Origin of the sequence: Dyella sp. (assembly GCF_035503745.1) — a bacterium.
Lineage (GTDB): Bacteria > Pseudomonadota > Gammaproteobacteria > Xanthomonadales > Rhodanobacteraceae > Dyella_B.
The window spans coordinates 86,718-98,648 of the sequence record NZ_DATJTC010000017.1 but is presented as its reverse complement, the minus strand read 5'-3'; the positions used below and the strand labels follow the sequence as shown (position 1 = coordinate 98,648).

General features: G+C 62.8%; 8 protein-coding genes. 1 reads left to right on the top strand and 7 read right to left on the bottom strand.

Translation table 11 applies throughout. The features are described from left to right. Window positions 1-173 precede the first annotated feature (173 nt). Window positions 174-650, bottom strand: coding sequence for a GNAT family N-acetyltransferase (locus tag VME63_RS06440; RefSeq protein WP_325431443.1), 477 nt, complete (start codon window positions 648-650; stop codon window positions 174-176). Window positions 651-763: 113 nt separating this feature from the next. Beyond that, on the bottom strand, window positions 764-2,719 hold the full coding sequence (locus tag VME63_RS06435; RefSeq protein ID WP_325431441.1) for an alpha/beta hydrolase family protein: 1,956 nt from the start codon (window positions 2,717-2,719) through the stop codon (window positions 764-766). A 325-nt stretch (window positions 2,720-3,044) separates the two neighbouring features. On the opposite strand from VME63_RS06435, the gene VME63_RS06430 reads away from it, so the two are divergent. Then, window positions 3,045-4,811 carry a peptide-N4-asparagine amidase gene (locus VME63_RS06430; protein WP_325431439.1) on the top strand — a complete coding sequence of 589 codons (1,767 nt, stop codon included), beginning with the start codon at window positions 3,045-3,047 and terminating at the stop codon, window positions 4,809-4,811. A 133-nt stretch (window positions 4,812-4,944) separates the two neighbouring features. Here VME63_RS06430 and VME63_RS06425 read toward each other — a convergent pair whose 3' ends face one another. The 5 genes from VME63_RS06425 to VME63_RS06405 form a co-directional block, all read right to left on the bottom strand. Next, window positions 4,945-6,756: an FAD-binding oxidoreductase gene (locus VME63_RS06425; protein WP_325431437.1), complete on the bottom strand. Its 1,812-nt coding sequence runs from the start codon at window positions 6,754-6,756 to the stop codon at window positions 4,945-4,947. A 197-nt stretch (window positions 6,757-6,953) separates the two neighbouring features. Beyond that, window positions 6,954-7,694: a LytTR family DNA-binding domain-containing protein gene (locus VME63_RS06420; protein ID WP_325431435.1), complete on the bottom strand. Its 741-nt coding sequence runs from the start codon at window positions 7,692-7,694 to the stop codon at window positions 6,954-6,956. Further along, on the bottom strand, window positions 7,691-9,094 hold the full coding sequence (locus tag VME63_RS06415) for a sensor histidine kinase (protein WP_325431433.1): 1,404 nt from the start codon (window positions 9,092-9,094) through the stop codon (window positions 7,691-7,693). The genes VME63_RS06420 and VME63_RS06415 overlap by 4 nt, the downstream gene beginning before the upstream one ends. Before the next feature lie 62 nt (window positions 9,095-9,156). Next, window positions 9,157-10,593 carry an aldehyde dehydrogenase family protein gene (locus VME63_RS06410; RefSeq protein ID WP_325431432.1) on the bottom strand — a complete coding sequence of 479 codons (1,437 nt, stop codon included), beginning with the start codon at window positions 10,591-10,593 and terminating at the stop codon, window positions 9,157-9,159. 458 nt (window positions 10,594-11,051) lie between these two features. Then, window positions 11,052-11,852 (bottom strand): energy transducer TonB, encoded by an 801-nt coding sequence (locus tag VME63_RS06405; RefSeq protein WP_325431430.1) that lies wholly within the window; start codon window positions 11,850-11,852, stop codon window positions 11,052-11,054. Window positions 11,853-11,931: the final 79 nt, after the last annotated feature.

The window sequence follows — 11,931 nt, the reverse complement described above, 5'->3', positions numbered from 1 at the left end:
TTGGGTGTGGACATAGAAGACCACGGCGATGTGTCCCACCTTTATGTTGAATGGGCGAAAGTGCAACCTTCTGTATCGGGCTACGGGCTCGATACACTTGGATACAAAATGCCGCAACGGATACCGGCACTGCTCGCGGCCGCGCTATCGGGCGTTTTCCTGCGTTTGCGCCCTCAATTTGCGCAAGCGGATGCGATATCGAGCGTTTTCGCCATTTCGCTCGTGCCGGTCCAACCCAGGCGCTGATAGAGCGGCTTGCCTTTATCCGTTGCATGCAGCACGGCATAACCCACGCCGCGCCCGATGAACGCCGCTTCGGCCAGCTTCATCAGTTCACGCGCCAGTCCGCGCTGTCTGTACGCGGGTTCGACAAAGACATTTAGCACATAGCCACGCTTGTGCTGCGCCGGATGCAGGGGGTGCGGCGGCCAATCGATCAGCATCAATCCGATGCCGGCGATGACCGCGCCATGGTCCACCATCATGAAACCGAAGTAGTCGCCATCCCGCAGACGTGGCTTGAGCCACTCGCGGAAATGCGCGGTCATCGGCAGTAACACGTCATCGCCCCTGCCGGCATCGCGAAACATTTCTTCGCGATGCCGGCAGATCAGGTCGAGGTCGTCTTCGTGAAGCGCTCTGATGTCCATGGCGGTTTGCGATGTCAGCCGGTCGATGCAAGCCATTATGTCGCCCGCGTGGACGGCATGTGGCATGGACCGGCGAACCCGCCCTCGCAGGCGAAAGGGCTTATCGCAAACTGTCAGTTTGTGGACACGCCAGGCCCGATGTTCTTTTCAAGGAATTCCTGCAGATGGTTGTACATGTCCACCAGGTTCTCTTCCTTGTAGAAACCGTGGCCTTCTTTGGGCTTGACCAGCCATTCGTAGGGCTTATGCGCGGCTTCCAGGGCCGCGCGCATGGCCTTGGCCTGCGCAAAGGGCGCGCGTTCGTCGGCCTCGCCGTGGATCAACAGCACGGGCACGTCGATCTTGTCGGCAAGCTTGTCCGGTGAATTGGCCGCCAGCTGGGTGGGATCGTCGCCAATGACTTGCCGCAGATAACTTCTTCCGGCCTTGGAATCCTTGGTGTCACCCTTCTCGTACATCATGGCCAGATCGTAGACGCCGGCGTAGCCGATCGCGCACTTGAACATGCCAGGCGCGCGGATCACCGTCATCATCGCCGAATAGCCGCCGAAGCTGCCGCCGAAGACACACACGCGCTTGGGGTCGGCGTAGTGCTGCGCTTGAGCCCACTTTACGCCGTCGATCAGGTCCTGCTGAATGCGCGTACCCCAAACGCCGTAGCCGGCGTCCTCGAAGCCGGGGCCGCGGCCGCCCGATCCGCGATAGTTGACCTGCAGCACCAGATAGCCACGGCTTGCCAGGAACTGGGCATCGTCGTCGAAGAACCAGCTGTCGCTTATGCCGATCGGGCCGCCGTGCGGCAGCAGCACCATCGGCAGATTTTTCATGCTGGCGCCCTTGGGCACAGTGAGGATGGCTTCCAGCTGCACGCCGTCGCTGGCGGTGAAGCGCATGGGCACGCGCGTCCCCATCTGTGCCGGATCGATGCTTTCGTTCTGCGAGAACAACGCCACTATCTTCTTTGCCCGCATGTCATACAGGTAATACGAACCCGGATTGCGATCGCTGGCGACTACGAAAATCAGCCTGGTACCGTCTTCACTGAAGGTGCTGAATTGCACGAACTGGTTGGGAAATTTTGCGCTCAGCGCCTGGTAGATCTGCGCCAGCGGCTGATTGCCGTTGATGACGACCGGGGCCGGGACGCCGGTAACGGGCGACGCGGCGATGGGTTCGTGCTGTGGCGTCCATTGCACGTAGCCGATGTTGCCGAAGCTGTCCTTGGCCAGCAGCTGCGGCTGGGTGCCGTCTCCGTTCGTTTGCACCAGCGACAGTGGGCCACCCTTTACGCCGGTGCGCGCATACAGATGCTGGTTGTCTTGCGAGAAGCCGATGGGTTCGAAGCGCTCGCCGTCGTCGTCATTGTTCAACTTCACCCACTGGCCGTTCTGCATGCGATAGGCGACGTACCGCTCGTCCAAGTCCAGGCCTTGCGCGTAGCGCACGTTGCCCTCGGCATCCAGGGTAAATTCCATGTCGCCCGCGTTGATCTGGCTGATCTGGTGGCGTACGCCGGTGTTGGCGTCCACGTCGTAAAGCCAGGTATTTTTTTCGTCCTCCCACATGTATGTTTGCATGAAGAAGTGATTGTTGGGCTTGAATGGCAGGCTGGCGACGGTGGCGTAGCCTTCGTCGGCAGTGCGCACCACGCCCCCGCGTCCGTCCACCCATTCGCGGTTGAACATCGGCTGGATGTGCGTGCCATCGGCATCGGTGGCGATGATTTCGCCCAGCTGTACCGGGCGATCGAGCGAACCGAAAAATTTGGCCAGCTCCACCACCAGACGCGAGTTACCTACCCATTCCATGTCGTAGGCGAGCTGCGGCCAGGGCAGCGTCAGCAGACTTTTGGGGTGGCTCATGTCGTCAACCCGGTAAATCGCCACGGAGTGGGTTTCACCCTGCTCGACGGCCACTGCCAGGTAGTTTCCGTCCGGCGATAGCCTGGGCATCGAATAGCCCGCGTGATGGGCGAAAGCTTCCACCGGCACGCGATCCGCGGCAGCGGCGATGACAGGCATCAATACACACAGCGCGCCCGCGAGGGCGCACGCACGTCCATTTCTCATGTTTTCCATCCCCTGTTGCACACGATAAGTGACGCGGCTTGGTCAACCTGCCCCCAGGACCGCCGCATCGATCCAGTGTAACCAAACCATGGCAGGCTGACAGTACCCTGACATGGCATCGCGCGGCCGTTTATATGGCCGCCTTGGGTCGGTTCCCATCCGCGATACGCTGCAGTGCAGATTGCGGGGGTATGTGGCGCCGTGATACCACGTGCGGCACAGGGGTTTCTATCGATTGAAATGGCACCGATTAAAGGGAGGTGGCGTTGTGTCGACTCGTCCGTATGCTGGCAGGCATCTGAAATTTTCCCTCTTGCAATGCGTCGTGGCTGTGCTGGCCTGTGCGGGCCTGCCCAATGCTTGGGCGCAGTCTTTGACCGTCGGCTCGCACAATGTCGCTGTCGCCGATCCGACCGTGCCCCGGCCGCCCACGACGCCATGCGTGGTTCCGCTCTACGCCAACCAATCGTTCGACAACCCCAGCGGCCCGACGCCGATTAACTACACACCACCCGCCGGATGCCCCGGCCCGTGGGCGAAGGTCGTGCTGACCATCGATATGAGCATGGTCGGCACCAACCAGTTCGATCGCACCGGCTCCATCTGGCTGGGCGGCGCGATTCTCTATTTCGGTACCACGCAGGAACCCAGCATTGCGCCGCCGGGCGCCACGACCTGGCACATCGAAAAAGACGTGACCGATTACGGTGCCGTGTTCAAGAGCGCCCAGGCCGGACATTCGGACTTCGTCAACTACGTGGAGGGCCCCTACGACGGCAAACTGAGCGGCTCGGCGTCGCTGTATTTCTACCCGCTGCCGCGCGGCCAGTCGCAGAACACGTTGCAGCCGCGCCCGGACGTGGTGCTGTCGATGAATCCGGATCCGTCCAACGGAACCTACGCACTGAATACCACCGCCGACCAATACACGGCCACATACACCTCGTTGCCGCGAAACATCGAGCGCGCCTATCTGGACGTCTATACGCAAAGCCAGAGCAACGATGAAATTTGGTACTCCTGCAACCCCAACGACCAGGGCGACCTGAGCTTCTTCGGCTGCAACAACACGGCATTTCGCGAAGCGGAGATTTCCATCGACGGCCAGCCCGCGGGTGTCGCTCCGGTCTACCCGTGGATCTATACCGGCGGCACGGGCAACCCCTGGCTTTGGGAACCTACGCCCGGCGTGCAGACACTGTCTTTCGTTCCCTACCGCGTCGACCTTACCCCGTTCGCCGGCCTGCTCGATGACGGCAAGGCGCACAGCGTCTCGATGAGCGTGTTCAATGCCAACCAGTACTTCAGCGTGGCGGGCAATTTGCTGCTGTATCTGGATCACGGTTCCAAGCAGGTCACCGGATCGGTCACTGCCAATACCCTGGCTGCCGCACCCACCCCGAAGGTCGTGGAGAACCTCACTACCGATTCAAGCGGCAACGTGACGGGCGGAAACATTACCGTTACCTCCAAGCGCAGCTTTACCATCGCCGGTGTCGTGACCACCTCGCATGGCACGGTGAAAACCGAAGTGGCGCAGACTGTCGATTTTTCAAACTCGCAGGACTACACCCTGCCCACCAACAGCGAGGGCGAAAATATCGTACAGACCTCGACGGTGGATTCGAAAACCACGCGCACGGACGGCAACCGCAATGTGGTGGTGCTGCAGCAACACCTGAGCTACCCGCTCAAGCTGGACCTGGGCTTCTTCCAGCAAACCGATGGAAGCTTCCAGCAATACAGCCATGTGAAGGAGCAGGGATTCCGGCAATCGGTTTCCGTGCAGGCCGGCTTTGCGCTGCCCGCCTCGGCCAGGCTGGACAATACCTTCGATGGCAACAACACCATCCTGTATGACGCGTCGGAGAACTTTACCGGGGTGACCGATACTTACAGCCATCAGGCTTATCTTTACCAGGACAGCTTCGGCGAGTGCTACGACCGCAGGATTTCTTCCAAGAACAATGCGCTGACCGGATGGGTGGATGGCCGCCATTGCTGGCTGGGTTTGAACAACCTCTCCTGGCTCGATCGCTTTTCGCAGTATGCATCGGGGCTGTATGGAGCCACCGTGCAATTGCTGCCCTGATGTAAACTTCATGCCATGCCACGCAAAAAGGACCGCCCGCGCGGTCCTTTTTGTTTGCGCCGGCTTGGCCGGTCCTTACGCTGCGGGCGCAGGCGATACGTCGCCGATGCGCCCTTCAGCACGCGTGAATTCATCAAGCCTGCTGCGTGCTCGCCACGGGCGCGAAGCCATCTGCGCTCCAGGCTTCGCTTCCCACGCCATGGTGAACGACAAACAGCCCATCGGGGTCGTAGCGCTGCTTGATCGCCGCCAGGCGCGTGTAGTTGTGTCCCCAGAACCGGCTTTGCCAATCGCTGAGAAAGTAATCGCTCTCGGCGACGTAACTGCCGGCGCCAGGGTTCAGCCGGTATAGCGCCGCCATCGCCTGGTCCAGATCGTGGACGTCGCCGCGTGCCTGCTTCGCATCGATCTTCGCGCCCGGCATGTTGGGAAAGGCCGGATCGCCGCCGGCGCCCAGGATCGCCAGCGCAAAGGCATCCAGTACCTGCCGGTTCATGGCGGTATCGCCGGTGCGGGCAAGCGCATCGGGCGGTCCGCCGGCAAGCCCCTTGCCGAAGTAGAGTTCGACGAAGCGCGTGCGCGACGCATCAAAAAGCGCGTCCGCCAGATGCCGGCTTTGATCGGGATGCAGCAGCGCCTGCGATAGCCACGCCGAACGATAGCCATGGATGAACCACGCCGCCTCGTATTGCTCGCCGTCCCAATAAGCCCTCCATGGCGGCGCGCCGGGCCGATCGTCAAACCGCATGTGGCCGGGGAGATGCGCCTTGAAATACGCCCCATCCCACAGATGCTGCGCCGGAACGGCGATGACGTTCACGGGGCTGTCGAAGGTGTACGCCTTGCGTGCACGCACCCATTGAAGGAATGGCGCCCAGATGCTCTCCACCGCCGCCGCGTCCAGATCCTGGAACATCATGGTGAAGCTGAGCACGTTGTTGCGCCCCAGGGTGACATGTTCGCCCCAGTGCCGATTGAACAGCTGCGACTTGTAAAATTGCAGGAAGCGTGCGATGAGCGCGCGATACGCCTCCTCGCTCGATGCGCGAATGTCGCCGCCCACGCCGCCGAAGAAGCCGGGCAGATCGAACGTGCGCAACGTTACGCGGGTGACTATGCCGAACGTGCCGCCGCCACCGCCCTTCAGCGCCCAGAACAGATCCGGGTCGCTGCTCGCGTTGACGACGCGGATCTGCCCATCGGCAGTCACCAGCTCCGCTTCCAGCAAATTGGAGGCCGCCGTGCCGAAGGTCTTGGAAAAGTGGCCGAACCCACCGCTCTGCACGAGCCCGGCAACGCCCACGCTAGGGCAGCCGCCACCTTGCACATAGCGCCCGCCCAATGTCGTCACTGCATGGTAGGCGTCCATCCAGACGCAGCCCGCGCCGAGCGTAACGGCCGGACATGGCGCCTCGCGACCCTCGCAACCCCGGCCCACAAACGCCGCATGGTGCTGGATCTGCCGCATCTGCCGCGTCCACACCAACAACGAATCGGGTGCGTTGGAGGTGCCCTGGTAGCTGTGGCCGCCGCCTTTGACTACCAGGCGCAAGCGATGCTCTCGGGCGAACTTCACCGCGGCGGCGATATCGCTCGCATCCCTGGCAACCACGGCGTAACGGCTGGGCTGGGAAGTCCATGCGCCAAACCAGCCGCTGGTTTCCGTAAGGCCAGGCTGGTCGCCCAGATAATAGGGATTGCGCAGATACCTGAGCGCCTCTTGCGCTGCCGCACCGCCTTCGGCAAAAGGTGAGCGCGGCTCGATCAGCCGGCCGCCGACCTGCGCCTTGAGCGCATCCCACTGCGCGGGCCCTGGCCAAGCTGCATCGCCGGGGCGAACACGCGCAAGCAGGCGCGTGCCGGCATGCGCTCGCATGCTCCAGGAAGCCGCCAGCGGCAAAAACGGCGCGCACATGGCGGCCTTGAGCACATCGCGACGGCGCATGCCTTTCTCCCTCAGATAGGTGAACCTGCCTATTGGACCGTCCGCCCTTTGCACATCGCGCCGAGCCCGATCCATGCGCCGGAACCGCTTCATGTGCCGATGCGGACATCCCCCGACTTGCGCGCAGCCTGATCCACACAGGGCCGTCTGTCAGCCGACGTGGGGCGAATGGAGACTCCGGCGTGGCGAAGCGGACGTTACCAGACCATGCGGGCGAACAGCATGTCGCGATAGCGCCGGCTGAGTCGAAGCACGCGGCCGTTATGCAGATGAACCTCGTAGTCGCCCTTGAAGAGCGGAGCGAGCGCCGCGATGCAGCCGATATTGACCGCCGTCGATCGGTGTATGCGCATGAAGCGCTGCTCGCCCAGCTGGAACAGCAGATCGTGCAGTGTCCTGCGCAGCAGGTAGCGGGAACCGGCCGTATGCACGTGGACGTAGTTGTCGTCGGCTTGCAGCCACTCGATGGATGCCGTCTCGATGAGCCGCAGCCGTTCGCCATCGGGTACCAGCAAGCGCTCGGAGGCAGGCCACTGCGCCCGCCCCATCGCCACCGCCCTGGCCCCGGGCTGATACGACTGCAGTCGCTCGCGAACGCGCTGCACGGTGCGCGCGAAGCGCTCCCGGTCATAAGGCTTGAGCAGGTAATCGACCGCATTGAGGTCGAACGCCTTAAGCGCATGCTGGTCGAATGCTGTTACGAAGACGATCAGCGGCGCGCTGGATGGATCGAGCTGCGCGGCAACCTGCAGCCCCGACAAGGTCGGCATCTGGACGTCCAGAAACGCCACTTGCGGGCGGCGTTGCTCGATGCACTGCGCCGCGGACAATCCATCCTTGACCGAACCGACCACGGTCACGTCCGGCTGCTCGGCCAGCCAGTGTTCGAGCTTCTCGCGCGCGGGGGCTTCATCGTCGGCAATCATGACGCGCATCATGCGAAGGCACTCGTCAGCGGTATCAGGACACGCGCGGCCACGCCGTCGCCCTCGTTGCGCACCAGCAAGGATGCCGCGTGGCCGTAGATGATGCCAAGCCGCTCCCGGCAGTTGCGAAAGCCCACCCCGTCGCGATGCCCCGGTGTCAGCAACGAGCCGGAGTTGCTCACCAGGATTTCCAGCGCGCCGCTTTCGCGCCGGACGCGGACGTCGATGCGCACCGGCGCCACCGTACGCTCGACGCCGTGCTTGAAGACATTCTCAAGCAAGGGCTGCAGCAATAACGCGGGCACGGGCGTGGACAGCAGCGTCTCGTCGGTATGCCAATGGACGCTGACGCGGTCGCGGAACCGCTCGCGCATGATGTCGGCGTAAAGCTGCAGCGTGTGCAGTTCGTCGGCAAGCGGCGTCATCTCATGCTCGATCGAGCGAAGACTGATCCGCAGCAGGTCGCCGAGCATAGCGACCAGGCGGTCGGCCCTCTCGACGTCGGTATGCATCAGCGCCGAGACGGTGTTGAGCGCATTGAACAGAAAATGCGGCCGCAGCTGGCCTTGAAGTTGCGCAAGCTGCGCCTCGGCCAGTGCTTTGCGCGTTTGCAGCAAGCGATGCCGCTGCAGCTGCCACTGGCCGTAGGAATCGATCCCGAACAGGATACCGAGCCACAGCCCTGCAAAAAGCACCAGCCTGACGCTCTCGTACACCACGATGAAACGCCAGCTGGAGTGCTCATAGGTACGGCCGACGGCGGCATAGACGCCAAACCGTATCGCATACACCGCCGCAATGAACGTGACGGCTACAAGCGGCAACCAGCGCACGTAGCAGGCGAACCAGGCCAGGGGCTTGTCCAGATACACCGCATAGCGCTGGCGGACCCGCAGTGCAGGCAGCATCCATGCCGTGGCGACCAGGATTGAACTGCCCTCCCACAGCACCGGCTCCCACCAGAGCGTATGCGGATTGCGCAGAGCATCCTGCGCGGTAACGCTCATCATGAGCAGCCAGAATATCGTCCACAACGTGGCGAAGGTTTTCAGCGGAAACGTCGCGCCGTCGTCGGTGAGGACGCCTGCCTGAGGTAAGCGGGAGGGTGCGTTCATGCCGACCGAGTGTAGCGGCGGCCACGGCGAAAGCCATGATCCCTGTGGCAAGCGGAGCGTGGGCGGGGCGAAGCGGCCGAACGCGAGGTAGCGAAAATCGTTTTGCGGGTACATGAACGGCGGGGTCTCCTTTCCCCTTTTCCGACGCCGTTGTCCATGGCGAAGGTGCGGTGACATTACAGGCATCCCGCGCGGCGTCCAACCCGCGCAGGGCACGAATCGCCCTGCGCCTACACAGGCGCTCGTGAAACGCTCACGCGCTACGCGCTGCGATGACACGCCGCGGCGCGGCGACATGACCGGATGACCGGCAAAGCGAACGCAAGCTCCCGACCGGGCCGCCTACGCGTCGCCGCCGGCTATGGACTCACCCCCACGAACATCTTCTCGATCTGCATGTCATGGAACGTGTAGGGAATGCCGCCCACGCCCAGGCCGGACTCGCGCAAGCCCGCAAACGGCATCCAATCGACGCGAAAGGCCGTGTGCTCGTTCACCATCACCGCCGATCCATCCAGGCTGTGGAAGGCGCGTATCGCCGTATCGAAATCGCGCGTGAATACGGCCGCCTGAAAGGCCACCGGCAATGCATTGGCGGCGGCGAATGCCTGTTCGATGTCGTCGTAGGGATACACGCAGACAACCGGCCCAAACACTTCCTTCTGGCTGACTTCGCACTCGGGCGGCGGTGCAAACAGTATCGTCGGCGCATAGCAGGTCTCGCCCACCGGCTTGCCGCCGGTCACCAATTGCGCGCCGGCGGCTACGGCGTTCTGCACCCAGGTTTGTACGCGATCGCGTTCTTTTTTGCGGATCAGCGGCCCCACGTGCGTCTCGGCCTTGGTCGGGTCGCCGACGACGAGGGCTTCTGCGGCGCGCGCAAGACGATCGGCCACATCGCGCGCCATGGATTGGTGGACGTAAACGCGCTGCACGGACACGCAGACCTGACCTGCATGATAAAAGCCGCCCTTGATCAGTTTGGGGATGGCCTTGTCCAGGTCCGCATCGGCCGCCACGATGACCGGCGCGGCACCGCCGTGCTCAAGCGCACAGCGCGTGCCGGGGGCCAGTAGCGAGCGCAGCTTCCAGCCAACGCCGGCACTGCCGATGAAACTGAAAAACCCCACGCGCGCATCGGTGACCAGGCGCGATGCCAGTTCGTTGTCTTCCACCACGATGGCCTGTCCCCATGCTTCGGGAAGCCCCGCCTCGCGCAGGATATCGACCAGCGTCAGGCAGCTTAGCGGTGTATCGGTCGCGGGCTTGACGATAAACGGACACCCGGCGGCCACCGCGGGGCCGACCTGGTGCACGATCAGGTTAAGCGGATGGTTGAAGGCGCTGACCGCCACCACCACGCCGATGGGTTCGCGTTGCGTGAACGCCATGCGATGCGCCGAACTGGCATTGACGTTCATCGGGATCACATGCCCGCCATGGTCGCGGATGGCTTGGGCACACGACAGGATGCCATCGATGGCCCGGGCCGTTTCGGCGCGCGCATCGATCAGCGGCTTGCCGCCTTCCAGCGCGATCAGCATGGATAGATCCTCGGCCATCTCGGTCATGTGCTGGGCCGCGCGCCGCAGGATCGCTTCGCGATCCATCGCGGGCAACCAGCCACGCCGATCCTTGAACAGCCGATAGGCGGTCGCTAGCGCGCGCTCGATATCCTCCGCCGAGGCCGTGCCGACCGTACCCACTACCGAACCGTCGAACGGCGATTTCACATCGCGCGCCGGCTCTTTGCCGTTCGCCTGGTAAACCATGCTTTTGAAGTGAAGTGGTTTCATGACTGCAACTGGCCTCGCGTGAGCGTCCCACTCCACAGTCTACCCCCGCTTGGCGTTGCTTCCGGTCAGTTGCCTGTTCAAGCGGCGTTTGACGAACACCTGGCGTTGCGGTCGCGACAATGGCGGTGTAACGGGTACGGTGCCGGCTCAATCGGGGTTTCGACGCGGCAGGCCGGCGCAATCGGGCGGTTACGCCTCCGTCGGGGCGAACGACAAGAGCTGCACATCCCGAGCTCCGCAAAATAGGGACACCGCATCAAAAGGTTATCGCGAACGCTGTCACGGCATGTAAGTGGGGCTTGGCGGCCACGCCTGCCATCGTGCTTGATGGCAGGCGTGCCGCCTTGCTCCTGACCGGCTGCGTGAACGATGCCCACGACAAGCAACCTGGGCAAAAAGCGCGCGACCTCCCTGCGCCTGCCATCCCTAAGCTTTCGTCCTTTTGAAACAGGCGCCTCCTATTGGCGCGAACCCGTCCCGCCGCTGGCCACTCTTACCGAATAGGGGCCAGCCATGATCCATCGCATGCGGTCCTGGCAGACGTTCGCTCGCTCGCAAAGTGCCGATACCTTGATGACAGGGTGGTCCGGCGAGCCGGCAAAAACATAGCGCACGGCGATGGCGCGCGTCGAACTGACATCCATGAAATACCATCTTTCAGTGATGACGTTGTTCGGGTCGCGCAAGTTGTAGGCCTCGAAGTGTTTTACCTGGTCGTCGTAGATGCCCTCGTGCGCCAACGCCGCTACCGCTGTCAACGCTTCGTTGACGGTGGCATAGGGTATCGGTGCTTCGTCGAGCACGTAGGGTGCGCCGACGTAATTCTTGGGCCATAGTTTCTCCCCTTTGGCGTTCACGGTGAACCGCACGGGCACGCGCACGTAGCCGTCCACGGGTACGCCGTCTTTCAGTTCGGGACGGAAGCGCCAGTGGATGGCCGCATTCAGCGCGGCCATGTCCATGTCGCGATACCCCGAGGTCTGTTCAACCTTGATATCTTCCGGTTGACCGGACCTGCCGACCAACACCAGCAGCACCGTGCTCCCTTCGATGCCGTAAACGGCGTCGAACCCGGGATAGATGGGGGCCAGGTGGAACAGGTAGGCGGGGTTCTGCACGTTGCCCGGTGGGCCAGCGCCCGGCGTGAGCGGTATCGGCGGCAGCGCGGCCCCACCGGAGTCCTGCGCATTGCTACTGAGCGGCGCGATCAATGCGGATGCGGCACACGCGAGCGCGAGCGCCGACACTATCTTGTTCATTTATCCCCCTGGTTCGTTGTCCCTAACAACGTGACGCATCTGATTCATGCAAAGCCCGTTGCATTGAGCACCCTCGAAG